We start from the raw sequence: 23,599 nt of genomic DNA on the forward strand, positions 1-23,599 counted from the left end.
CGGGAGCAAGCTCCCTCGCCACAGTGGTTCAGGCAGGTCTTGAGTGAATCGCACCTCGATCGTTCCCACGCTCCTGCGTGGGAATGTCGCCAGGGACGCTCCGCGTTCCGCTTCTGGAAGATGACGCAGAGCGTCACGGGATGCATTCCCACGCAGAGCGTGGGAACGATCAACTTCCCAGACCTGCCAAAACGAACTCTTCAGATAAAAGTCAGCGCAAGGTTAAACAGCATGGCCGCGACGAAGCCGATGGGCGCGGCACGCAGCAGCAATTGGGGAAACAGCCGGGTTCGGCTCTGCTCATCGGCGCAGGAGCTCAGGATCAGGCTGCCGCCGGAGGAGAACGGCGAGATAGAGGTGGCTTGGGCGCCAACCACGATGCTGATGAACAGCACCATGGGGTCGATCGACATGGCGGCGGCCAGCGGCGGCACCATGGGGAACAACGCAGGTGTGACCACCCCCAAAGTGCTGGCGAAAATCGACATCAACGCGGCGACGACACCGAACACCAAGGCTACCAGCACCGGTGGGATATTGCCGCCAATCCACGATGCCAAAGCGTCGATGGCACCGGCCTTGATCGCTACCGAAATCAGCATGCCCACACCACAAATCATGATCAGTGTGCCCCACGGCAGCGAGGCGATGGCTTTGCGCTCGTCGCCCAGCTTGAGCATCAACGCGATCACCGAGAACACGCTGGCGATCAGGCCAATGTCCACCTTCGAGTTAACGAACGTCACCGTCGCATTGTCCGGGAACAGGATATGCGCGATGGGGCCGGCCAACACGATCAGCATCATCAACAAGGTCAGCCACAAGGTAATTTTCTGCTCACGGTTGAGCGGGCTCGGCGTCTCGATCGCGACCGCCGCATTCTTCAGCGCACGGCCGTGGCCAGCGAAGAACACGAACGCGGTGATGACCACCAGCGGAATAACCATGGTGCTGGCAAAGATGGCCAGGCCATTGATGAAGGCTTCACTTTCGGGAACACCCAGGCCGGTCATCAGGCCTCGGAAAATGATGCCGCTCTGGCTGGACACGAAATTGGCACCGCCCAGGGCCCCGTAGTTCACCGCCATGCCACCGAGTATCAGGCTCATGCCCGTGCGCTGGCACAGCAGCAGTGTCAGCGGGGCCATGAAAGCCAGCACCGTGTAGTAACCCGCGCCGAGCCCGGCAATCAGGCAAGCGGTCAGGAACACCGCATAAGGCAACAGGTGCGGCACGTTACGACAGAGATAGAGCAAGTGTTCGGCCAGTTTCTCCAGCGTGCCGTTGACGATGGCGAAGCTGTAGAACAGGCAGACCGAGAAGATGATGAAGAAAATCTTCAGCGGCCACATGGCGATGATTTCGGAAGGACTCAAGCCCATGCCGAAACAGCCCAGTAGATAGGCAAAGGCAATGGCGAACAGGCCGATGTTGATTTTGGTGGTGTATCCCAGCGCGACAGCAAGAACGATCGCGGCGACGACGTACAGGCTCATCATGATGTGTGTTCCGTATTATTTTGTTATGGGGAGTTCAACGCGTCGACGCAGCAAAGCCGAACAGGATCGTGGGGTTATCTACCAACACCTGCCGGCGCTCGAGCGGGTCGGGAAGCAAGGCGTGCAGAAAGGCCAATTGCGCGTCGTAGCCGGTGCGCGTCTCGAACTGGGTATGGGGCCAATCGCTGCCCCAGACAAAACGATCCATACCGCCACACGCCTGGCGCAATTGCGCCAACATGCAAGCCGCGCGGGGCAGGTCTGACTGGCTGCGATAGGCGGCAGACAACTTGACCCACAGCCGGTCCTCGCCGAGCAAGGCCAGGAAGCCCTGATGGGCAGGGTTACTCGGGTCGATACCATTGGAGGGAAGACCAAAGTGGTCCACGACTACCGTGACGCCGCTCGCCAGAACGAACGGCACAACGAGGACCAAAGCGTCGAATCCGCACTGGATCTCAACCTGCCAGCCAAGCCGCGCCAGTCGCTGGTAAAACGTCTGCCAGCGGGCATCGGTGTAGTCCTGCGGCGCCTTGCCGATCAGATTCAAGCGAACCCCTACCACGCCAGCCTTGGCCAAAGCTTGGAGCTGTGCATCCTCGATGTCCGGTTCGACCACCGCGATGCCTCGCAAACGCTGCGGGTAACGTTGCAGGGCCTCGACCATGAAACGGTTGTCGGTTCCCAAAAAGCTCGGCTGGATGAGCACACCCTGGGCAAGTCTGCAGCGATCCAGGTGCCCCAGATAGTGCTCGGCCAAGGCGTCGTAATCAGGGCTGTAGCGACGATCACTCGCCATGGGCAAGTCATGCCGGAATATGTGGGCGTGAGTATCTATGCCTTCGAACGACAGGGACATCAGAAGCTGCCTTTGTTGATTTTTTGTGGGAGCCCGCCAGGTATGTAAGGTGATTACAGACCTGAAATTCATATAGATGACTGGATGACCATATCTATAAACAACCAGCCCTGTCAACGCGACGAGTGAGGTAAAGTGGCGCATTGCTTGGATTCGGATTGACGGTATGGCCCTTACACACCTTGGACATGACGAGCGACTGCCGCTCTATCAACGATTGCGCGAAGAGATGCTGGCGAAAATCGCCGCAGGCGAATGGCTGCCCGGTGAAGCCATTCCTACCGAGGCAGAACTGACCCGCCACTATGGCGTTGCGGTAGGCACGGTACGCAAAGCGGTGGAAACGCTGGTCGGGGAAGGGTTGCTGCTGCGCGTCCAGGGCCGTGGCACGTTCGTGCGCCGGCCCAACTTCGACGGTTCACTGTTTCGTTTCTTTCGACAGGTCGATGCCAGCGGTCAATCCCAAGTGCCGCAAAGCCGCATCCTGAGTCGCACCCAGGAACCCCCGGACGCCCACGTGCGCCAGGCGCTGAATCTGACCGAGCACGACGCCACCATCCGCCTGGAGCGTCTGCGCCTCATCAACGGCCGGCCGCTGTTCCACGAGCAGATCTGGCTACCGGCCGCTCAATTTGGCGCCCTGCTCGACACCGACCTGAACGACTTCGGCACCCTGCTCTACCCCTTCTACGAAGAACGCTGCGGCATGCGCGTCGCATCAGCCCGGGAAACCCTCACCGTCACCTCGGCCGATGAGCCACTGGCCGCCACGCTGGGAGTCACCGCCGGCAGCCCAGTGGTGGTAGTTGAACGGGTGGCCCTGGGCTACGACCGTCAACCGCTGGAATACCGACTGTCGCGCGGCGCAGCTGACACTTTTCGCTATCAGGTGGAGATTTGCTGAAAACTATCGGGAATAACTCCGGAAAACGTTGCCTCTACCGGCCCGATGAGAAACACCGGTCCCCGGCCATCCCATTGAACCGTCACGCTTCCACCATCACATTCAACCTCAACACAGTGATCCAGCAAGCCACGACGAATCCCGTTCACAGCGGCGCCGCAAGAGCAGGAACCTGAGCCCAGTGCGATGCCACCGCCCCGTTCCCATATGCGCAAACGAATGTGCTTTCGATTGATGACCTGAACGAAATGCACGTTGGTCTTGAGCGGGAACAGCGCACTGCTTTCAATTGCCGGTCCGACTGTCGCGATATCAACGTCGGCCAGATCATCCACAAAGTAAGTGCAGTGTGGGTTGCCCATGCTGCACGCTATCGGGCTACCCGCCAGTGGCAGAACAGCGCTGTCCAGGTCCCCAGCCAGGGGAATGTCCGACCAGCCGAAAAGCGGCTGCCCCATGTTGACGGAAATTGCGCCGGTTGAAATTCGTTCGCACGTGAGCAGACCGCGATGGGTGCGCAGCGTTATCGAAGTCAAATTCGATTCGCGCATCAGCCGATCCGCAGCGCCCCGCGTCGCGCTGCCGCAAACGTCCAGCGTGGAGCCATCTGCATTCCAGAACATCAGGCGTGCGTCTGCATCCTCACAATCGAGCATCACCGCGAGTTGATTGAAACCGATGCCTCGGTTGCGATCACCCATCCGCCGGGCCAGGGCACTGGTTATGGGGTTGGCTGAGTTTCGCGCGTCCACGACAATAAAATCATCGCCATTGGCGTGCATTTTATGAAAGCTCAGCGGCATGCAAACGCTCTACTGGAAATAGAGATGGTGTTGCCATCAGGGTCTTTGGCATTGGCGAATGAATAGCCGTCGGCCTTGTGGGTGGCGCCAAACTTCAAGCCTTGGGCCAGGCACTTCTCCTTGAAGCCCTCAACATCCCGGGTATCAAAAACAAGCTTGACTGTGACCTGCCCCGTTTTAACGCCCTTCCCTGCCGAATGAACCATCAGAATCGCGCCTCCGTTTACAGACCTCAATTCCGTGACGCGATCATCGGCATGCTTTTCACTGACAAAGCCGAAATGTTGCTCATAGAAAGCGCAGGTTGCCGGGACGTTCCGTACGTACAGCATGATTCGATTAAATGTCGGTTCCATGTGTGCTTCCTTGCAGCGATCTTTCGTAAGCATCGGTCATAACTTCCCAGGTTTTCGCATCGGCAGGAATCAAGTGCTCAATACGCAATGAACTCATCGTGATGTCCAGCGGCATGCCGAAGGTGGTGAAGGTCGACATGAATTTCAGTTCCCCATGCAACGAGTTGACTCGCGTCAGCAACAGGGGTGGAAGTTCGTCAGACAGCGTTGAAAGGCTGTCCGGCACTGGTAGGCTTTGCAGAATATCGGCCAGTCCGGGATTGTTCAGGGCCTCTCGAGTTGCCCGTTGCCAGGCCACCCATTTTATTTCCTCGGCATTGTTCAAATGATCGCCCAAACCGCCTGGTTGCAGGAGCGTCACTAACAGGTTCAGCCCTTGCGTTGCGTCTTTGGCAAGGCCCACTAGATCAAACAACACACCGGTACTGGCGTTAGCTGCAAGAACTTCCCAGTGGCTACCCAGGACGATCGCCGGGGCAGGGTTGTTGGCGTGAAGCACATGATTGATGGCATCACGCACCACTTCCATTGACGGTGAGGTAAGCGGCGTCGCTTCGTAACGCGGGGCATAGCCGCAGGCGAGAAAGATCTCGTTACACCGCTCCAAAGGAGCGTCCAATGTCGTCAATAAGTTATGTAGGGTGCTAGGACTCGGTTTGGCACGGCCCGTTTCGATACAACTGAGATGGCGCTGAGAAACTCCGCTAATCAATGCGAGGTCCAGCTGACTTAACCCGGCTTGTTGGCGCAACTGACGCAGTTGCACACCCGCTGCGACGGGGGGCGTTGTTCGAGGAAAAGGTTGGCTGCTCATGCGCTGACTCTGGCATTTCGGGTGGGCGGCGTCCATGACCTCAGAGGTCATTGCAGCCAGGGCGGTCATATCACTAGCCTGACTCAACTGACCGATGATCTTGTCCAAGGAGGGCAAAGTGAAAAAACCCTACATAGCACTTGTCACGCTGCTGCTTTTTTTCCTTTATACGGCGAGTACTTTATTCCTCGCTGAGCAATCGCTCCTGGCGTTCGGAGTCGAACTCATGTCTAGCCCAGATACTGCGCAGGTGGTCATCGACCTCTATCTCCTCGGGTTTATGGCATGCCTCTGGATGTACAGAGACTCGCGCTCCAAAGGCAGATCGCTCCTGTCCTTGCTGCCATACTTGTTGATCACAGCGTTCTTCGTATCGATCGGTCCATTGCTGTACATCGTCGTTAACGGATTTACCCGAAAACCGCTGGCGACAGACACTCTGTGATACTTCGCTGATTGCCTTCTGAAATGACCCCGTTACTACGTCCAAAAATGTGCTGACGCTTCAACCAACCACAAGAAAAGACGCACTGGCTCGCACCACGCGCTCCTCTCCAGCGCTTATATAGGTATTGGCGAAAACCAGTCGGCTACCGGATTTTTGAATATCGACAGCCGCCTCCAACCAATCACCGACCTTAGCGGAGCCGGCGAAATCAGTGGTCATTGTGGTCGTCACGAGCTTGAGGGGCGGATCTTTCGAGAAGGCAGCGCTGTAGCCCAAAGCAATGTCAGCCAGCGCCATGAACAACCCTCCGTGAGCGAGTCCACGCGCATTAGTGTGTTTCTCCTCGATCCGAATCCCAACGGTGAATCCTTCGGCGTTTTCCCGATAGTGGAAAGGGCCCAGTAGATCAAGAAAAGGACTGCTCCGAAATAACGGTTTGAAGCCCTGTGGAATATCCATTTCACACTCCTTTACCCTGTAGGCATATTCAGGTCTGGCGACTGTAATTAATGGTCGTCAAAGGCGACCAAGCTCATTGCACCCTGCTCAAAGGCCCCAAAGCCGCTTTTTTCTCAAGCCATGCCTCCCGCGTCATTTCCCAAACTTCCTGTAGCAACGGCCCACAGACAAAATTGCCCTGCCGCGTTGCAATCATGCGCATGCCTTCGTGTTCCGAAACTTTACGCGAAGCATGATTGCCCACCGCCTTGGGGACTTGCATGACGGGACGCCCCAGGTTTTCAAACCAATAGGCGTTGATAACTTCACAGGCTTCGCGCATGTAGCCTTTGCCCTGCCATTGAGGCGCCAGCCAAAAACCTCGGTTGTTGCCCGGTTGATCGTACAGGCTGATGCTACCGATGCAATGTGCCGGATCTTCGCAAGTACGGATCATCCAATGCCACTCGCGCCCGGCCGCAATGGCGGGAAGCGCATGGTCGCGAACGTACGTCAGCGCGCCGTCTTCCGGATAGGGCCATGGCACGCGACTGTCGAGATAACGCACCACTTCCCAATGAGGAAACAGCTGTTGGATAGCTGGTGCATCGGCCAGTTGTAAAGGCGTGAGGATAAGACGGCGGGTCTGAATCGTGGGGGTGGTTTCCATCATGGATTTACGCATGATGATCGTGCGTTCAGCACCGTCAAATTCGTCACGTACCTTCTGAAATCCCAGCTCTGTGTAAAAGCTCTCTGCCGTGATGGAGGATGGCACATGCAAAGTGACCAGACCCATGTCGAGAGCGGCTGAACAAATGACCGACATTAGCCGTCTGCCAAGGCCTGCTCTTTGATACCGCGGCGCTACAAAAACACTTCTGATCACATCTCCATCGAGGCTGGCAGTCGCGACGACACGCTGATCGACAGATGCCACATACATCCGACGCCGCACCATCAATCGCTCAATCGCCAGTGGAGAAAAGTTCTGCTCTACCCGGACGATTACATCGGCCGGATAATCTTTCGTATTGGACTGACGCAGAGCGCTGATCACAACGTTGCTTATTGCTTGCGCGTCCTCGACTGTTGCGAGGCGAATGTAGGCATCCATTTCAAGTTCTCGCTCCGGGTGATCAGTGATCATAGACGCATGACAATGGACAGAAACCACGACAGAAAGATAGTTTCAAGACGTCCAGGCCGAAGGCTGAACCACGGATGCTATTGCCGATTACTCAAACGAACACGCCCAGCCTTGCCATCAACAAAAAGAGTCAAAGCATGAAAACCGCTGACCCCAATCGCCTGAAAATCTGGCAAGCCCTTTCATCACTGTTTCTCGACACCGAGATCGACGAATTAACCTACGACTACATCGCTCGCGTGATCCTTGAAACCGGCTATTCACCTAAGGTAATCCACAGCATCCTATGGAATGAAGTGTTCCCGGTCCTGGAAGCCAACCTCAGGTCCGTCGCAGGCGAATGGGCGGGATGGACGGATGAGTGGCTGCTGGAGCAGCTCACGATAAATGATCAACTCGAGGTCCGAAAACCCAGCGGCAGTATTGCCGTGGAGATCGCCAGATGCTGGAACCATGTGGCGACCCGGCTTCCACCGGGATATGCCTGATCCCGGTTTTTATCCGGCCCCTCGCGCGCCCAGGATGCCGCACTCGGCAGGCAACAATCTCACACTGATCAACGTCTTTCGGCAAAATGATAGAGCACGAAATAATGCCCCTCACACCCCATTCGCTTGTCACCTTGGTCCCCGCTCAAAACAGCGACCTGGACGATCTGGTAGCCGTCAGAATCGAAGCCATGCGCGAAAGTCTTGAGCGTGTCGGGCGATTTGATCCCGTGCGCGCACGCGAGCGATTTCTAGGCGGTTTTAAACCAGACTGCACACGCCACATCGTGGTAACAGGACAGAGGGTGGGGTTCGTAGTCATCAAACGTCACGACAATGAACTCTTGCTTGACCACTTGTACGTGCACCCTGACGCGCAGGGATCAGGAATAGGCTCTGCTGTTCTCAGCCAAATATTCAAAGAGGCGGATGCCGCTGCGCTGCCATTACGAGTGGGCGCTCTCAAAGAAAGCGCGTCGAATCGCTTCTACATTCGTCACGGTTTCCAACTCATCGAAAGCGGTGAGTTCGACAATTATTATCTGCGACAGAACGATCCTGCAGCCGGCCAAAATCGTTAGCCGCCGGCAATCTTGCTGCGATGTATCCTCGTGTATCCCGAGGATACATCGCTACATAACCTTGCACTTTTACCTCCCATTCGACACAGCCCGGATACGTTGCCCCGTTCAAATGCACCCAAGGTTTCAAGGGCATCAACCAGAGCCCCTGACCCATGGCTCGCAATGGAGGCATCACCATGAAAACGGCACTGCAGCACAGCAAAACCGGTAAAACCCATCGCCGCCTGCTCGGCTCATCCATCCTCGCTCTCAGTCTGTTCGGCGCGCTCGGGGTAGCCCACGGGAAATCCACCAGCGCCGCGCAGCCAACCGCGAACAAGTCCGGCATCACGCATACAACGCCCTCCCCGTTCGGTGCGCTGAAGCATATCAAGGCCGGTCTGCTGAACGTGGCGTACGCCGAAACCGGCCCCGCCGATGGGCCGGTGGTGATTCTGCTGCACGGCTGGCCGTACGACATTCATAGCTATGACGAAGTCGCGCCCTTGCTCGCAGCAAAGGGATACCGCGTGCTGATGCCCTATGCCCGGGGCTACGGCGATACGCATTTCCTGTCCGAAAAAACGCTTCGCAACGGTCAACCAGCCGCGTTGGCCAGTGACGTGATCGACTTCATGGATGCACTGAAAATCAAGCAAGCTGTGCTCGGTGGCTACGATTGGGGCGCACGTTCGGCGGACATCGTCGCGGCCCTGTGGCCGGAGCGGGTCAAGGCGCTGGTCGCGGTCAGCGGCTATCTGATCGGCAACCAGGCCGCCGGCCAGAACCCGCTGCCACCCAAGGCCGAGTTGCAGTGGTGGTATCAGTTTTATTTCGCCACCGACCGTGGCCGCGCCGGGTACGAGAAAAATACCCACGACTTCGCCAAGTTGATCTGGCAACTGGCGTCGCCCAAATGGGCATTCGATGACGCCACCTTCGACCGCAGCGCCAAGGCGCTGGAAAACCCCGACCACGTCGAGATCACCGTATTCAACTACCGTTGGCGTCTCGGTTTGGTCCAGGGCGAGACCCGATACGACGCGCTGGAACAGAAACTGGCGACGGCGCCCTCCATCAGCGTGCCGACCATCACCCTTGAAGGCGATGCCAACGGCGCGCCGCACCCAGCTCCCGAGGATTACGCCAAGCGCTTCACCGGCAAGTACGAGTTCCGGTTGATCAGCGGCGGCATCGGCCACAACTTGCCGCAGGAAGATCCGCAAGCGTTTGCCAAGGCTGTGATTGATGCGGATCATCTTTGATAGCCAGCCCCTTGCCTTGATAACACCGGCATAAAAAAACGGCTCGTTTATTCAACGAGCCGTCTTTTTGCGGTCTATTACCGAACAGGATCAACCCGACGCATAAGGTCATTCAACACGTAGGTGTCCAGAAAGGCTGTTACCTCTGTGATCTGGCCATCCTTGAGTGTCATGTGCCACAGGTAAGTGTTGTTGTAGGGCTTGCGGTCAAGGGCCATGGCCTCTCCCTTCCAGAGAACCACTACGACATCGCCCTCAGCCACAATGCTTTGCACGGTAGGGGAAATGGGCGTTGCCAGCCGAGCGGTGATCGGTCGTACGGCTCGTTCGATTAAATCCGTCTTGCTGTTATACACACCAGAAACCGGGCTTGATCCAGATACGGTCCACGTTGCGTCGGGCGCCAGCAGATCGAAAACCGTGCCTTGGCCTTGTTGCCAGTGGGTAAATGCTTGGCGCACCAGGTCGGTATTGATGTTTTGGTCAGCGGCTTGCGACGCTGAAACCGTGTTCGTTGAAAGCACCAAACACAGCGCGACAGCCTGAAGGCGCACAGCCAAACTCATCCATGGGGTCATGATCTTTCTCTCACAACAATACGTTGATAGGAACCTCTTCAAGAGGAACCTTAACGGCATGGGCTCGGAAGCTTTTGCTCGATACTGCTGTGAGGTTGCCCGATGCTGTTTGGTGGAACGGCGTGGGCACCTGAGCCTGGCTCCTATGCGTGGTTGCCGCCAGCACGCGGGAAGTCGCCCGCCGGCCCCATATCGCCTTTTTCCAGACGCCAAAAACCACAAACCCCCGACTTTCTCTAGGAAAATCAGGGGTTTGTGTTTGCAGAATGTGGCGGTGAAGGAGAGATTCGAACTCTCGATACAGTTTCCTGTATACACACTTTCCAGGCGTGCTCCTTAAGCCACTCGGACACTTCACCGTGTCTCGGCAAACTGTTCAGTCTGTCGAGGCGCGCTAATGTAGTCGAAAGCTTTTCCGATGGCAAAGGTTTTTTTCAGAATTTTCATGCGGTTAAGGTGATCGGACATTTCAAACGCGTCCGAGCATGGCAAACCGGCCAATCTTCGGGTTTGTGTGTGCAGTGTTCCATGGAGCAAGGCGCGGGCGATGGGGCGGTCAGGCGGTTTGTCGGGGCTGGGGGCTGACCGGTGAGTCAGTCACAGCGCTTTACCTGGCCTGCGGCGGTGGGTAACGTCTGCGTCACTTCTCTTACAAGGAATAGCGCCATGAGCGACCTGATTGCCTACCATCTCGAAGACGGTATCGCGACCCTGACCTTGAACAACGGCAAGGTCAATGCCATCTCGCCGGATGTGATTGCCGCGTTCAACACTGCGCTGGATCAGGCTGTGACGGATCGGGCGGTGGTGATCATTACCGGGCAACCGGGGATTCTGTCCGGTGGTTATGATTTGAAGGTGATGACCGCCGGTCCCAAGGAAGCGGTGAGTCTGGTCACGGCCGGCTCGACCCTGGCCCGTCGCCTGTTGTCGCACCCCTTCCCCGTCGTTGTCGCGTGCCCAGGGCATGCGGTGGCCAAGGGAGCGTTCCTGCTGCTGTCGGCGGATTATCGCATCGGTGTCGATGGACCGTTCAGCATTGGCCTGAACGAAGTGCAGATCGGCATGACCATGCACCACGCCGGTATCGAGCTGGCCCGCGATCGCCTGCGCAAATCCGCGTTTCATCGCTCGGTGATCAATGGCGAGATGTTCAACCCGCAGAGCGCGGTGGACGCCGGCTTCCTCGACAAGGTGGTGTCGACCGATGAGCTGCAGGGTGCGGCGCTGGAGGCCGCGCGTCAGTTGAAGAAAATCAACATGACCGCCCACAAGAACACCAAGCTGAAAGTGCGCAAGGCCCTGCTGGAGACGCTGGACAGTGCAATTCTGCTGGATCAGGAGCACATGGGTTAACTTGCCTCAGCGCAAAACGAAAAGCCCGACCGCTGTGTCGGGCTTTTTCTTACATGCTCCGTTTAAAAACCGACAACCGCTCTAGCCTGCTTCTGACACGTTAATCGGAAACATGCTCTCAAACATCGCCCATCTCCTACCTCTATAGCGGCAATTGCCGAAAACAGTGCACATCCGTACACTGCGCCACCTTTTGTCCCGACGGGGCCTGTAGATGCTGTTTTTATTGCGTATGTTGTTGATGGGTGTGCATTTTGTGCTGGCGGGTGTGCTCGGGGTGATCCTGGGGTTGTGTCGGCCGTTCAATCCAGACAACAGCCGTTTATGCGCCAGATTGTATGCGTGGCCCGCCATGTGCATTTTGCGTCTGCGGGTGAAGGCCGAGGTCGACACCCTGGTAAACAAGTCCCAGAGCTGCGTGATCATTGCCAACCACCAGTCCAACTATGACCTGTTCATGTTCGGTAACGTGGTGCCCTACCGCACCGTGTGCATCGGTAAGAAGAGCCTGAAGTGGGTGCCGTTGTTCGGGCAATTGTTCTGGCTGGCGGGCAATGTGCTGATTGACCGGGGTAACGCGATCAAGGCGCGCCAGTCGATGTTGACCACCACTCACACGTTGCAGCATGAGGACACATCGATCTGGGTATTCCCGGAAGGCACGCGCAATCTTGGCGAGGATCTGCTGCCCTTCAAGAAAGGCGCGTTCCAGATGGCGATCGCCGCCGGGGTACCGATTGTTCCGGTGTGCGTCAGCAGCTACATCAAGCACATGCGCCTCAATCGCTGGCGAGGCGGCGACATCCTCATACGCTCGCTACCGGCCATTCCCACGGCGGGGTTGAGCCTGGATGACATGCCCCAGCTCATCGCCCAGTGCCGTGAGCAAATGCGCGAGTGCATCGCGGTGATGGACCGGCAGGTGCAGGCTGTTTAACGAGCCTGTTAAACAATAGCCAGCCGGGCACATAACCCTGTGGCGAGGGGGTTTATCCCCTCACCACAAAAACCCGCACGATTCTGATTCCACCTGTAGGGCATTTGACTCTACCGGCGAACTCGGTGGATTTTGCTGACTCTCAAGCAGCAGGGCACACTAAGCTACAGATTGCCTGCCACTGCCATTTTCCAAGAAGAAGTGAACCACCATCATGGGTAGAGTCGTTGCTGCTGCGGTTTACAGCGCCGGTAAGAAAGTCACCAACATCACCCTCGACGAAGGCAGCGCCTGGGCAGCCAAACCGGGCCACTTTGTATGGATCGGCCTGGAAGAGCCCAGTGCCCAGGAACTGACCAACCTGCAACGTCAATTCAACCTGCATGAATTGGCGATTGAAGACGCGATGGAGAAGCACAGTCGCCCCAAGTTGGAGACCTTTGGCGATGCACTGTTTATCGTCACGTATTCGCCGGTGCGCAAGGACGGCAAGCTACAGTTCATCGAGACTCATATCTTCGCCGGCAACGGCTACATCATCACCGCCCGCAATGGCCACTCGGCGTCCTACGCCCACGTGCGACAACGCTGTGAGGCGCGGCCTATTCTGCTGGAGCACGGGGAAGATTTCGTTCTCTATGCCATCCTGGATTTCGTCATTGAAAATTACCAGCCGGTGGGTGAAGCCATTCACGCCGAGATCGATGAACTGGAGCGCAACGTACTGTGCAGCTCCCTGAACGAGCGGGATATTCAGAACTTGCACAGCTTGCGCCGTGACGTATTACGCCTGCGCCGTTATGCAGCACCGATGGTGGAAATCAGCGAAGAACTGCAAAGACTGGACTTTCCCTTCATCGACAAAAACATGAGCCCGTACTTCCGCGATGTGCAGATTCATGTCACGCGGCAGATGGAAGACCTGGCGACTTTGGCGGACATCGCCAGCCAGACCATTGAAGTCGGCGTGCTGCTCGAAGCGTCGCGCCAGAGCGTGGTGCAGCGCAAGTTCGCGGCGTGGGCGGCGATCCTGGCGTTCCCCACGGCGGTAGCCGGAATCTATGGGATGAACTTCGAGAACATGCCGGAGTTGACCTGGCACTACGGGTACTTTCTGGTGCTGGGGTTTATCGCGGTGGGCTGTACCGCGTTGTGGGGGAGCTTCAAGCGCTCGGGGTGGTTGTAAGCAAGCTTGTAGGCGGTTGAGGCTGGCGTGACATTCATCGCGAGCAGGCTCGCTCCCACACTTGATTACCTGTCTATCAAGTGTGGGGGCGATGGTGTTTTAGTCTTGGGCCGCTGCGGTTTCAGGCTTGTGCGCGACGAAACGCATCATCCATTCAGCCACCGTGGTGCCGTGATGCGCCTGTTCAAGACTGGCCATGCCTTGGCGGTAGATCTGCTCGCCAAGGTGTTGCTGGCGGATCTCCAGCAGCGCCCGGGAGTAATCGTGGATGAATTCCGGGTGGCCCTGGAAGCACAGCACCTGATCGTTGATGTGGTAGGCGGCGAACGGGCAAAAATCGCTGGACGCGATCACCGTGGCGTTTTCCGGCAGCTCGGTGACCTGGTCCTGGTGACTGATCAGCAGGGTCAGCTCTTCCATCACCGGGCTCATCCATGGCGCCTTGGCCGCGAGCTTGTAGCGGTGGGTGCCCACGCCCCAGCCTTGAGTGGCGCGCTCGGCCTTGCCGCCCAGCAACAGCGCCAGCAGTTGATGACCGAAGCACACGCCCAGCAACTTGTCGCCTCGCTGGTAGCGATCCAGCAAGAAGGTCTTGAGGGTTTGAATCCAGGGGTCGGTGCCGAAGGAGTCGGCTTTGCTGCCGGTTACCAGGTAAGCGTCGAACGACTCATCACCGTTGGGGTATTGCCCCTGCATCACGTTGTACACAATGAACTCAGCCGCGACGGGCTGTTGTGAAAACAGGCGCTGGAACATCTGCCCGTAACCCTGATATTGGTCGATCAGTTCCGGACGCAGGGTATCGGTTTCCAAAATGCAGATGCGCAGCGACATAAAAAATACCTGACACGATGATGGGAATATTGCACACCCCCTGAGCGTGCCTTGAAATACCGTCCCAAGGCAAGCCCCTTCCCCTGTCAGTCAGAACAGTTCTTGCCTGGCGGCTTTCTCCAGCAACAAGGCCGGTGGTGAAAATCGCTCGCCATACTGCTCGGCCAGATATTGAGCGCGGGCGACAAAATCCCGCAGGCCGTACTGGTTGATGAACTGCAACGCACCGCCGGTCCAGGCGGCGAAACCGATACCGAAAATCGAGCCGACGTTGGCGTCCGCCGTGGAGGTGAGCACGCCCTCCTCTACGCAGCGCACGGTTTCCAGGGCCTGGATGAACAGCAGGCGATCGCGGATGTCCTGTGGCGAGATCTGCCCGTCGGCTTTCTCGAAACGATGCTTGAGCTCCGGCCACAGGTGTTTCTGCCCGTCGGCCGGATACTCGTAGAAACCGGCCCCGGCGGCTTTGCCTGGCCGCTTGTATTCGTTGAGCAGCAGGTCAATCACGGCGAACGCCGGGTGCTCGATCGGCGTTTGCCCTTCCGCTTGCAGGTCTTTGGCGGTTTGCGCGCGGATATGGCTCATCAGGCTGAGGGAAACTTCGTCAGAGATCGCCAGAGGCCCTACCGGCATCCCGGCCTTGCGCGCCTCGGTCTCGATCATCGGCGCACTCACGCCCTCACCCAGCATGGCGATGCCTTCGTTGGTAAAGGTGCCGAATACCCGAGAGGTGAAGAAACCACGACTGTCGTTGACCACGATCGGCGTCTTGTTGATTTGCAGAACGAAATCGAAAGCTCGTGCCAGGGTCTCGCCGCTGGTACGGGCGCCCTTGATGATTTCCACCAGAGGCATTTTCTCCACCGGGCTGAAGAAATGCAGACCGATGAACTTCGTCTGATCCGGTACAGCCGTCGCCAGGCCGGTGATGGGCAGGGTCGAGGTGTTGGAGGCGAGCACCGCGTCCGCCCCAACAACCGCTTGGGCAGCGGCTGTGACGCTGGCTTTCAGGGCGCGATCCTCAAACACCGCCTCAATGACCAGATCGCAACCGGCCAGGTCCGCGTCGCTGTCAGTGGTTTGAATCCGCGCCAGCGTGGCTTCGCACTGCTCGACGGTGAGCTGCCCGCGGGCGACCTTCTTATCCAGCAGCGCCGCCGTACGGGCCTTGCCTTTCTCGGCGGCGGCAAGGCTGACGTCCTTGAGCACCACCGCAATCCCGGCCATGGCGCTGACGTAGGCGATACCAGCCCCCATCATGCCAGCGCCGAGCACCCCGACTTTTTGAGTCAGATAAGGTGCAAAGCCCTGCGGGCGCGAACCGCCGGCCTTGATTTCGTTGAGCTGGAACCAGAAAGTGCCGATCAGGTTCTTGGCCACCTGGCCAGTGGTCAGCTCAGTGAAGTAGCGGGTTTCGATCACGTGGGCGGTGTCGAAATCCACCTGGGCACCTTCCACTGCCGCGCAGAGAATTTTCTCCGGCGCGGGCAGGCAACCCTGGGTTTTGTTGCGCAGGATGGAAGGTGCTATCGCCAGCATTTGCGCGACTTTCGGGTGAGACGGCGTGCCACCCGGGATCTGATAGCCTTTCGCATCCCAAGGTTGGACCACGCTGGGGTTGGCGAGAATCCAGGCCCTGGACTTGCTCAGCAGGTCCTCGCGATCCACCGCCAGCTCATCGATCAGACCGGCCTGCAGTGCCTGTTGCGGGCGCACCTTCTTGCCCTCGAGCAAATACGGCAAGGCTTTCTCCAAGCCAAGCAACCGCACCATCCGCACCACCCCGCCGCCACCTGGCAACAGGCCCAGGGTGACTTCCGGCAAGCCAATCTGCACCGACGGGTGATCCAGCGCCACACGATGATGGCAAGCCAGGCAGATTTCCCAGCCGCCGCCCAGGGCCGCGCCATTGATGGCCGCCACCACCGGTTTTCCCAGGGTTTCCAGGGCACGCAGTTGCGCCTTGAGCCCGAGCACCATTTCATAGAATGCCTTGGCTTGGGGTTTACCGACCTTGACCAGCTCGTTGAGGTCACCGCCAGCGAAGAAGGTCTTCTTGGCCGAGGTAATGATCACCCCGGCAATCGAGTCTTTTTCGGCGGTCAACCGAGCGACGCAGGCAGCCATGGCCTCGCGGTACGTCGCATTTATGGTGTTGGCGCTCTGGCCTGGCATGTCCAGGGTCAGGACGACGATCCGGTCCTGGCCGGTTTCGTAACGGATGGCATCGCTCATGAAAAGTATTCCTTGAAGTCGGGGCTCAGAGACGTTCGATAACGGTGGCAATGCCCATGCCGCCGCCGACACACAGCGTCGCCAGGCCATAGCGCAGGTGACGCGCCTCTAACTCATCGAGCAAGGTGCCGAGAATTGCGCAGCCTGTAGCCCCCAAGGGATGCCCCATGGCGATGGAGCCGCCGTTGACGTTGACCTTGGCGGGGTCGATGGCCATGTCCTTGATGAACTTGAGCACCACTGAGGCGAACGCTTCGTTGACTTCGAACAGGTCGATGTCCTCCACCCGCAGCCCAGCCTTGACCAGAGCCTTGCGGGTAGCCGGCGCCGGGCCGGTGAGCATGATGGTCGGATCGGTGCTGGTGACAGCCGTGGCGACGATCCGCGCCCGCGGTTGCAGCCCCAGCGCCTGCCCCTTGGCTTCGGAACCGATCAGCATCAGCGCCGCCCCATCGACGATGCCGGAACTGTTGCCCGGCGTGTGGACATGATTGATCCGTTCCACATGGCTGTAGACCCGCAGCGCCGTAGCGTCGAAGCCCATCTGGCCCATGGCTGCGAAACTCGGCTTGAGCTTGCCCAGGCCCTCCAGAGTCGAGTCCGCACGGATGAATTCGTCGTGATCCAGCAGCACGATGCCATTCTGGTCCCGCACCGCCACCAGGGATTTGTTGAACGAACCGTCGGCCCGGGCCCGGGCCGCCTTTTGCTGGGAGTGCAGCGCGAAAGCATCGACGTCCTCGCGGCTGAAGCCCTCCAGGGTTGCGATCAGGTCAGCACCGATGCCCTGAGGTGTGAAGTGGCCCTGCAGATTGGATTGAGGATCCAGCGCCCAAGCGCCGCCGTCGCTGCCCATGGGCACGCGAGACATGGATTCGACACCTCCGGCCACCACCAGATCCTCGAACCCGGAGCGCACTTTCATCGCCGCCAGGTTTACCGCTTCCAGGCCCGAGGCGCAGAACCGGTTGAGCTGCACGCCTGCCACGCTGACATCCCAATCGGCGATCAGCGCGGCGGTCTTGGCGATGTCGGCGCCCTGATCACCTATCGGCGTCACGCAACCGAGCACGATATCGTCAACCTGACTGGTGTCCAGGCCCATGCGCTGCTGCAGGGCGGCGAGCAGGCCGCCCACCAGGTTCACCGGCTTGACGCTGTGCAAAGCGCCATCGGCCTTGCCCTTGCCACGGGGGGTGCGTAATGCGTCAAAAATCAAAGCTTCGGTCATGACATCCTCAAACCACTGGGACAATGCAATGGCTCCAACCATAAGCCCAGCGGCCCGAGATTCAATGACCGCAGTGCTCAACCACGTTGACGGCCACGCTCAGACGAACGGTAGCATGCTATCGGGTTAACCGATTCAGGTGAGCAAAGTGTCTAGCAAAAGGGCCTTCACGAAGGTGGCACTAGGCCTCATACCACTTTAAGAGCGGACGGCAGCAAACTAATACGAATTGGATCTAAGCCAAGGCGGCTGCGGCCCCTAATGTAATCCTTGTACAAGATAGTCGTCGGGTTTTGCCGAGGCGCTTGTCAGACAGGAAGTGCAACGCCAGCCGTCAGGAGATATGCAGGCTGGCCTCAGGAAATAACAAAAAAGGCGGGTCAGCCATGTTCAAACATTCGAAAGTTCGCCAAGCCGGACTCATTCTCTTCGCCACGACGCTGCTGTTGATTGTGCCGAATATCACCAAGGTGATCGGCTGAATCCGGCGCGCGGGTGCCTGTACCATCGGCAAGCGGTAGCGCTTGTATCATCAAAAAATGTGACGAGTTCGTTGTTCGAGTCGCGGTGGCTGTGCCAACCTTTGCGGCACTCCCTCGACATGGAAAACGACCCTCGTGAAAGTTCTCATTGTGTTCGGCGCGCTGCTGCTCAGCACGCCCTTGTTTGCCGCGCAGCTGGTGCTGGAGCTGGGCACGACTGCCCGCACCTGGCAGACCGAAGAACTGCTCCAGCATCCTGAAGCCCGAACGATCCAGATCGCTGAAGACGTTTCCTACAAAAAGCCGATGAATTATCGCGCCGTGCCGCTGACAGCGCTGTTGACTGGCGTCGAGCCCGACGACCATCTCCAGGCCGTGGCGCTGGACGGATTTGCCGCCGAATTGCCCGCAGCACCGTTACTCAACACAAACGGCGCGCGAGCCTGGCTGGCGATCGAAGACCCGGCCCACCCCTGGCCCCCAATGGGTGAAGGCAAGGGCAGCGCCGGGCCCTTCTATCTGGTCTGGACCAACCCCCAGGCAGGTCACATCAGCCCCGAACAATGGCCGTACGCGGTGGCGACCATCAAGCGCCTGTCAGCGGTAGCCGAGCGCTTCCCTGCCCTGCTGCCGGCGCCCACGGTGACTCAGGCTGACCCGGTCTATAAGGGCTTTGAACTGTTCCAGAAAAACTGCCTGGCTTGCCATCGGCTCAACGGCGCAGGCGACGCGCAGTTTGGCCCGGACCTGAACATCCCCTTCAATCCTACCGAGTACTTTTCCGGGGATTTCCTCAAGCGCTATATCCGCGACCCACAAAGCCTGCGTCGCTGGCCCCAAGGGAAGATGCCGGCGTTCTCGGCCACGGTGCTGCCGGATGCGGAGCTGGATCTGCTGGTGGGGTATCTCAAGCACATGGCGGGGCGTAAACAGCCGTTGGCCCCATGAAGTCGGTTTTGTGCCTGAGGTGACCCGGTGGGAGCACACCTATGAAAACGGCCGACACATGGGTCAGCCGTTGCTCGGGTTGCGTGAATGAACGGTCAGGCGTGCAGGCGCCGTATTTCCTGTTTGACGCCCCACCCCTCGATGATGCCACCCAAAGGCTCCACCACCGCCTCGAAGTTTTGTTCGAAGTCTCCAATGTCATCGTAGGTGGCGTACATCACCCGGCTCAACTCCAATGACCAGGCGCCGTCATCCCGTGCGCTGATCTGTGCATTCAATGACTCACCCCGAAATTGACCTGCCGCCCTGCGCGCCCGCTCCTCATCCGGGAAAATGGCGTAGAACTCGATGGGATGGAATTGTGAGAAATCGAAACCGCCTTCTTTCATGCGGCGAAGCACACTGGTGCTGATGTCTTCTTGATAGGCTGTGCTCATGAAACGTCCTCCTCAAACCGATGGATAGACTTTCCGTCTTCCCGTGCGGGCAACCCTTGGGTTGCAGCGATACGGCATCAAATTACCGTCGGGACACAAGCATGTAGCTGACAAGACCGGACCTAAGCGATCCTTTCGCTGATCTCAATTGCAGAGTAGCTGCAAGTAGTGGTCACTGCCAAGCGGGGCCAGGCAGTGACTTCATGAAATCGGTGTAATGCTGATGATTTCGATACTGTGCTGGGATTTGAGATTCTTGACCGTAGGGTCTGCCGTGCGGCCCTCCAGGTCATTGAGATCAAGCTTGGCGGGTACGGGGAGCAGCTTTTGGCGAATCAACTGCGCAGCCTGCTCCATCGTGGGCTCCTGTTCATAGTCGAACCGCTCGGCGATGGCTTCGCCGTGATCATCAACGAAAGTGATTTCCCACTTTTGCATCGGTGTCTCCTCGATCAATTCAGGGCCTGGCTTACCTCTATCTCGACATTCAGGGCTGAACAATCGTTCCGCTCAGTCGTTGGACGGCTGCCATAAAAAAAACCGCCTCACGGGCGGTTTTTCATGCAGCGTCGGCGATTATTTCTCGGCACGTGCTTTCAAGGCTTTCAACGTATTGAACGGCGCATCCACCACGAACTTGTTGGCCAGCCAGGAAGGAACATCGCCACCTGGTTCGGTGTGGACCTGATAGATTACTTCGACCTGACCGGCGTCCTTGGGCGTGAATTTCCAGAAGCCTTCAACTTGAGTGACCCGCACAAAACCCTTTTTTTCAGGCCGGTAGGTTGGCACGCCCTTGAGGTTGCGGGTCAGGCTGCCATCGGCACCTTTGACGGTGGTCACTTGCAACACCGAGTCCCGCGGGGTAACCGGCCAGGGCGTGTTGAACTGGGTGTAGGTCCAGCTCTGGTCCCCTTCATGCTTGAGCAGCTCCTGGCTCTTGCATTCGTGAATCCAGGCACAGGCAGCCGAAACGTCTTCCTGAAGCGCTTGCAGCTTGGCCATGGTGGTTTTCATGACGGTCACGCCTTGGTAGGCCTTGTACTTGGAACCGGCCACTTCACTGAGGGAAACCTTGATGCCGTCCTCTTCCTTGGCGACTTTCCAGTCTTCTGCCTGGGCGGTAGCCGTTGCCAGCAGCACGGTCAAACCACACAACACAGCCATACGATGCAGCGAACCCATAGTTTTTTCCTTGTTATCGAAGTTCCGAACTGGCCCATTACGCTGCCGTGATTTGCTCCCACCAACCGATCAGCCGGATGGCGTCTTCAGAGCTGTTGCCGCAGACCTCGATGTCGGCCTCGAACGCCGAGCACACCCTCGGTCGCTCCGGCTGGCCGAAGATCTGGCACAGGTTATCGACTGACAGCTGCACGCAACGTTCGCCCGCCGGCTTGCCGTGGGGCATGCCAGGAATCGGCGAACTGATGGAAGGGGCGATGCAGCAGGCGCCACAGCCTTCGCGGCATTTCATGACGACAACATCCTCACGACAAGTAATGATTGGTAACAGAACACAGAGTAACGGCTAAAACACTCGTTTTAAATTACCGTCCGTGTGTTTTTTCTTGTACGCCAGGATGACCCTACAGTCAGCGACGAGAGGAAGGATTACTGCTTGAATTCGAAATCCAGCGCCGCGCCTTCGACTTCATTGCGCTCTTGATTGCGCAACGGCAGCTGCATTTCATTGCTCAACAAACGGCCATTGAGTTGGAACGGGCCCGGCTTTTCCCCAAACATGGAGGGCAGCAAAGGCTCATGCTTGGGTAACGGCACCGCACCCGGAGGCTGCAGATCCTCGACCATGTCTTGAGGCAGGCTCAAATCCAGCTTGGCCGGCGGTAACCGGGTTTTGGCGACCTCGCGGGCAGATTGACTCTTGGAGGCGACAGGGGCCCGTTTTTTCTTCGCTACCGCAGCTTTTTTAGCCGGCGCTTTTTTAACAACTGCCGGTTTTTTCTTCGAGGCGCTTTTAGTGGCACTGGCGGCCGGTTTCTCCTGCGCCGACGCAGCCACGACACCTTCCGAATGGAAGGCAGTCAACAGGCCGATCAAAACCCAGGCGGCAGGAGCAATGGCTTTCATAGACACTACGGCACTTACGGCAGAGATCCCCATGCTCGCCTGTTACTCAGCCGCTGACAAGCACATCAGGCAGGAGCCGCCAGTTTCTATCAAAAACCGCTGGCGGTCTCCTGGCACAGTTGGGTGGCCAGCAGGCCTAGCGTCATCAAGGCCCGTTCAGCCTCGCGGTTCCAAGGCGTGCCGCAATTGAGGCGGATGCAATGGTTGAACTGTTCGGTGTTACTGAAAATCAGCCCTGGTGCAATGCTGATACCTTGCTGCAACGCCCGTACATGCAACTCCTGAGTGTTGACCCGCCCCGGCAGACTGACCCACAGAATGAAGCCTCCATTAGGCCGGCTCATTTGCGTACCTTCGGGAAAGTATTGCTGCACTGCCAACTGAAAGGCACTGAGGTTTTTGCGGTACTCCTGGCGGATATAACGCAAGTGCCGATCATAGCCGCCATTTTCCAGGTACGCCGCGATGCCCATCTGCGTGACGCTGCATGCCGAATGCGTGCTGAAGGTCTGGAGCCGTTGGATTTCCTGCTGGAATTTGCCGGCAATCATCCAACCAATGCGCACGCCCGGTGACAACGTCTTGGAAAAACTCGAACAGTAAATGACTCGGTCCAACCGGTCATAGGCCTTGAGCGCCTTGGTGCGTCCCTGCTCGAACATCAACTCGCCATAAATATCGTCTTCAACGATCTGGATGTCGAAATCCGAGGCCAGGCGCAACAGTTGCTTTTGCCGCTCCTCGGGCATCGTCCCACCGAGGGGATTGCTCAAGCGCGTGGTCAGCACCAGCGCCTTGATCGACCACTGATTGGCCGCCAGTTGCAGGGCTTCCAGGCTCATGCCGGTGACCGGGTCGCTGGGGATCTCGATGACCTTGAGGCCCAGCAGATCCGCCAGTTGCAGCAAGCCGTAGTAGGTCGGCGACTCGGCGGCGATCAGGTCTCCTGGCCGGGTCAGCACCCGCAAGGACATTTGCAGCGCATCCACGCAACCGTGAGTGATCACCACCTCGGAGGGATCCACCACGACCCCGGCATCGCGCATGCGAATCGCCACTTGGCGGCGCAAGGGTTCGAAGCCCGGGCTGAACATGTAGCTGAACGCCCGCGGGCTGTGGAAGCGCGTGACCTTGGCCAGTTGCTGGTGCAGCGCTCGTACAGGCAGGTAGTCGACGCTCGGCACCGCCGCGCCCAGGGGAAATACCCCTTCGCGGCGCGACTCAACCAACACTTGCTGGATGATGCTGCTGCGCGTGACCAGCCCCGGACGCTCGACCCGCGCGATGTCCGGCGTCGGCGCCGTCAGGGCCGGGGTTTGATGCACGTAGTAACCGGACTGCGGCCGCGCACGGATCAGCCCCTGATCTTCAAGGTTGGCGTAGGCCTGCAGCACCGTCGCATGGCTGACGTTGAGCTGCGAGCTCATCTTGCGCACCGAAGGCACACGTTCGCCGGGCTGATACACACCGCGCCGGATGTCTTCAGCCAGTTGTTGGGCAATACGTTGATAGAGCAAGAGGTTGGTCATGACGCAGCACTCGATTTCACGGGCATTTTATTTTTGTGAGAGATAGTACCGGAACAGTTTAGAAGTGTACTGGGACAGTTGCCAGATTACCCGACCCTAGAGGGCAGTGACAGCCCCCAACTGTACTCATGAATCACTGATTCGCAGGCCCAAAAAAACCCGGCGCCT

General features: G+C 58.2%; 26 protein-coding genes, 1 tRNA gene and 1 pseudogene. 9 read left to right on the top strand and 19 right to left on the bottom strand.

The genetic code is table 11. The features are described 5' to 3' along the window. Nucleotides 1–200: 200 nt before the first annotated feature. Together QOM08_RS19780 and QOM08_RS19785 are read right to left on the bottom strand one after the other, a co-directional pair. On the bottom strand, nt 201–1,499 hold the full coding sequence (locus tag QOM08_RS19780) for an SLC13 family permease (RefSeq protein ID WP_139049486.1): 1,299 nt from the start codon (nt 1,497–1,499) through the stop codon (nt 201–203). Between the two features lie 34 nt (nt 1,500–1,533). Next, on the bottom strand, nt 1,534–2,358 hold the full coding sequence (locus QOM08_RS19785) for an amidohydrolase family protein (protein ID WP_316912030.1): 825 nt from the start codon (nt 2,356–2,358) through the stop codon (nt 1,534–1,536). A gap of 166 nt (nt 2,359–2,524) precedes the next feature. On the opposite strand from QOM08_RS19785, the gene QOM08_RS19790 reads away from it, so the two are divergent. Then, a complete protein-coding gene (locus tag QOM08_RS19790) occupies nt 2,525–3,262 on the top strand; it encodes a GntR family transcriptional regulator (RefSeq protein WP_316912031.1) in 738 nt (245 codons plus the stop codon). On the opposite strand, the gene dapF is transcribed toward QOM08_RS19790, so the two are convergent. From dapF to QOM08_RS19805, 3 genes are read right to left on the bottom strand one after another with little or no spacing between them, the layout of a single operon-like run. Further along, nucleotides 3,244–4,065 (bottom strand): diaminopimelate epimerase, encoded by an 822-nt coding sequence (dapF, locus tag QOM08_RS19795; protein ID WP_316912032.1) that lies wholly within the window; start codon nt 4,063–4,065, stop codon nt 3,244–3,246. The genes QOM08_RS19790 and dapF overlap by 19 nt on opposite strands. Further along, a complete protein-coding gene (locus QOM08_RS19800; RefSeq protein ID WP_316912033.1) occupies nt 4,056–4,421 on the bottom strand; it encodes a VOC family protein in 366 nt (121 codons plus the stop codon). The genes dapF and QOM08_RS19800 overlap by 10 nt, the downstream gene beginning before the upstream one ends. Then, the gene (locus QOM08_RS19805; protein WP_316913240.1) at nt 4,405–5,235 is read right to left on the bottom strand and encodes a helix-turn-helix domain-containing protein; all 831 of its coding nucleotides are present in this window, start codon (nt 5,233–5,235) and stop codon (nt 4,405–4,407) included. Before QOM08_RS19805 ends, QOM08_RS19800 begins: the two co-directional genes overlap by 17 nt. 118 nt (nt 5,236–5,353) lie before the next feature. Between QOM08_RS19805 and QOM08_RS19810 the strand changes: the two genes are divergently transcribed. Then, entirely contained in the window at nt 5,354–5,680 is a 327-nt protein-coding gene (locus QOM08_RS19810) for a DUF2834 domain-containing protein (protein ID WP_316912034.1), read from the top strand. Between the two features lie 60 nt (nt 5,681–5,740). On the opposite strand, the gene QOM08_RS19815 is transcribed toward QOM08_RS19810, so the two are convergent. The 3 genes and pseudogenes from QOM08_RS19815 to QOM08_RS19825 all read right to left on the bottom strand — a co-directional run. Continuing rightward, nucleotides 5,741–6,142: a PaaI family thioesterase gene (locus tag QOM08_RS19815; RefSeq protein ID WP_316912035.1), complete on the bottom strand. Its 402-nt coding sequence runs from the start codon at nt 6,140–6,142 to the stop codon at nt 5,741–5,743. A gap of 73 nt (nt 6,143–6,215) precedes the next feature. Beyond that, nucleotides 6,216–6,791: a GNAT family N-acetyltransferase gene (locus QOM08_RS19820; RefSeq protein WP_316913241.1), complete on the bottom strand. Its 576-nt coding sequence runs from the start codon at nt 6,789–6,791 to the stop codon at nt 6,216–6,218. Between the two features lie 48 nt (nt 6,792–6,839). Next, a pseudogene (locus tag QOM08_RS19825) lies at nt 6,840–7,271 on the bottom strand (GNAT family N-acetyltransferase); the annotation flags it as partial. 137 nt (nt 7,272–7,408) lie between these two features. Between QOM08_RS19825 and QOM08_RS19830 the strand changes: the two are divergent. The 3 genes from QOM08_RS19830 to QOM08_RS19840 all read left to right on the top strand — a co-directional run bounded on the left by QOM08_RS19830 (nt 7,409) and on the right by QOM08_RS19840 (nt 9,587). Next, nucleotides 7,409–7,759, top strand: coding sequence for a hypothetical protein (locus QOM08_RS19830; RefSeq protein WP_047228245.1), 351 nt, complete (start codon nt 7,409–7,411; stop codon nt 7,757–7,759). A 104-nt stretch (nt 7,760–7,863) separates the two neighbouring features. Next, complete coding sequence (locus tag QOM08_RS19835) at nt 7,864–8,340, top strand: GNAT family N-acetyltransferase (protein ID WP_076383851.1); 477 nt, start codon at nt 7,864–7,866, stop codon at nt 8,338–8,340. Nucleotides 8,341–8,519: 179 nt separating this feature from the next. After that, nucleotides 8,520–9,587 (top strand): alpha/beta hydrolase, encoded by a 1,068-nt coding sequence (locus QOM08_RS19840; protein ID WP_316912036.1) that lies wholly within the window; start codon nt 8,520–8,522, stop codon nt 9,585–9,587. Nucleotides 9,588–9,664: 77 nt separating this feature from the next. On the opposite strand, the gene QOM08_RS19845 is transcribed toward QOM08_RS19840, so the two are convergent. Both QOM08_RS19845 and QOM08_RS19850 read right to left on the bottom strand, forming a co-directional pair. Then, nucleotides 9,665–10,165 (bottom strand): nuclear transport factor 2 family protein, encoded by a 501-nt coding sequence (locus QOM08_RS19845; protein ID WP_274090953.1) that lies wholly within the window; start codon nt 10,163–10,165, stop codon nt 9,665–9,667. Nucleotides 10,166–10,434: 269 nt separating this feature from the next. Beyond that, nucleotides 10,435–10,524 (bottom strand) — tRNA-Ser (locus tag QOM08_RS19850). Between the two features lie 307 nt (nt 10,525–10,831). Between QOM08_RS19850 and QOM08_RS19855 the strand changes: the two genes are divergently transcribed. The 3 genes from QOM08_RS19855 (at nt 10,832) to QOM08_RS19865 (ending at nt 13,644) form a co-directional block, all read left to right on the top strand. Next, a complete protein-coding gene (locus QOM08_RS19855; RefSeq protein ID WP_047228241.1) occupies nt 10,832–11,521 on the top strand; it encodes a crotonase/enoyl-CoA hydratase family protein in 690 nt (229 codons plus the stop codon). 214 nt (nt 11,522–11,735) lie between these two features. Next, nucleotides 11,736–12,458: a lysophospholipid acyltransferase family protein gene (locus tag QOM08_RS19860; protein WP_281459956.1), complete on the top strand. Its 723-nt coding sequence runs from the start codon at nt 11,736–11,738 to the stop codon at nt 12,456–12,458. Nucleotides 12,459–12,672: 214 nt separating this feature from the next. Further along, nucleotides 12,673–13,644, top strand: a complete 972-nt coding sequence (locus QOM08_RS19865) for a magnesium and cobalt transport protein CorA (RefSeq protein ID WP_047228239.1) — start codon at nt 12,673–12,675, stop codon at nt 13,642–13,644. Between the two features lie 99 nt (nt 13,645–13,743). On the opposite strand, the gene QOM08_RS19870 is transcribed toward QOM08_RS19865, so the two are convergent. From QOM08_RS19870 to QOM08_RS19880, 3 genes are all read right to left on the bottom strand, one after another. Beyond that, nucleotides 13,744–14,478: an amidotransferase gene (locus QOM08_RS19870; protein WP_316912037.1), complete on the bottom strand. Its 735-nt coding sequence runs from the start codon at nt 14,476–14,478 to the stop codon at nt 13,744–13,746. Between the two features lie 90 nt (nt 14,479–14,568). Then, complete coding sequence (locus tag QOM08_RS19875) at nt 14,569–16,713, bottom strand: 3-hydroxyacyl-CoA dehydrogenase NAD-binding domain-containing protein (protein WP_316912038.1); 2,145 nt, start codon at nt 16,711–16,713, stop codon at nt 14,569–14,571. Nucleotides 16,714–16,738: 25 nt separating this feature from the next. After that, the gene (locus QOM08_RS19880) at nt 16,739–17,944 is read right to left on the bottom strand and encodes an acetyl-CoA C-acetyltransferase (RefSeq protein WP_316912039.1); all 1,206 of its coding nucleotides are present in this window, start codon (nt 17,942–17,944) and stop codon (nt 16,739–16,741) included. A 617-nt stretch (nt 17,945–18,561) separates the two neighbouring features. Between QOM08_RS19880 and QOM08_RS19885 the strand changes: the two genes are divergently transcribed. Further along, on the top strand, nt 18,562–19,374 hold the full coding sequence (locus QOM08_RS19885; protein ID WP_274090955.1) for a c-type cytochrome: 813 nt from the start codon (nt 18,562–18,564) through the stop codon (nt 19,372–19,374). A gap of 95 nt (nt 19,375–19,469) precedes the next feature. Here the strand turns inward: QOM08_RS19885 and QOM08_RS19890 are convergent, their stop codons facing one another. From QOM08_RS19890 to QOM08_RS19915, 6 genes are all read right to left on the bottom strand, one after another. Continuing rightward, nucleotides 19,470–19,811, bottom strand: a complete 342-nt coding sequence (locus tag QOM08_RS19890; protein WP_047228234.1) for a ribonuclease E inhibitor RraB — start codon at nt 19,809–19,811, stop codon at nt 19,470–19,472. Nucleotides 19,812–20,012: 201 nt separating this feature from the next. Further along, nucleotides 20,013–20,249: a hypothetical protein gene (locus QOM08_RS19895; protein ID WP_047228233.1), complete on the bottom strand. Its 237-nt coding sequence runs from the start codon at nt 20,247–20,249 to the stop codon at nt 20,013–20,015. Nucleotides 20,250–20,387: 138 nt separating this feature from the next. After that, nucleotides 20,388–20,996, bottom strand: a complete 609-nt coding sequence (locus QOM08_RS19900; protein WP_047228232.1) for an START domain-containing protein — start codon at nt 20,994–20,996, stop codon at nt 20,388–20,390. Between the two features lie 37 nt (nt 20,997–21,033). Next, nucleotides 21,034–21,288 (bottom strand): YkgJ family cysteine cluster protein, encoded by a 255-nt coding sequence (locus QOM08_RS19905; protein ID WP_107322029.1) that lies wholly within the window; start codon nt 21,286–21,288, stop codon nt 21,034–21,036. Nucleotides 21,289–21,425: 137 nt separating this feature from the next. After that, nucleotides 21,426–21,902 (bottom strand): translation initiation factor 2, encoded by a 477-nt coding sequence (locus QOM08_RS19910; protein ID WP_076383845.1) that lies wholly within the window; start codon nt 21,900–21,902, stop codon nt 21,426–21,428. Nucleotides 21,903–21,991: 89 nt separating this feature from the next. Continuing rightward, entirely contained in the window at nt 21,992–23,431 is a 1,440-nt protein-coding gene (locus tag QOM08_RS19915) for a PLP-dependent aminotransferase family protein (RefSeq protein ID WP_047228229.1), read from the bottom strand. Nucleotides 23,432–23,599: the final 168 nt, after the last annotated feature.

The organism is Pseudomonas sp. P105 (assembly GCF_032614175.1).
In the GTDB taxonomy this organism is placed as follows: Bacteria; Pseudomonadota; Gammaproteobacteria; order Pseudomonadales; family Pseudomonadaceae; genus Aquipseudomonas; species Aquipseudomonas rhizophila.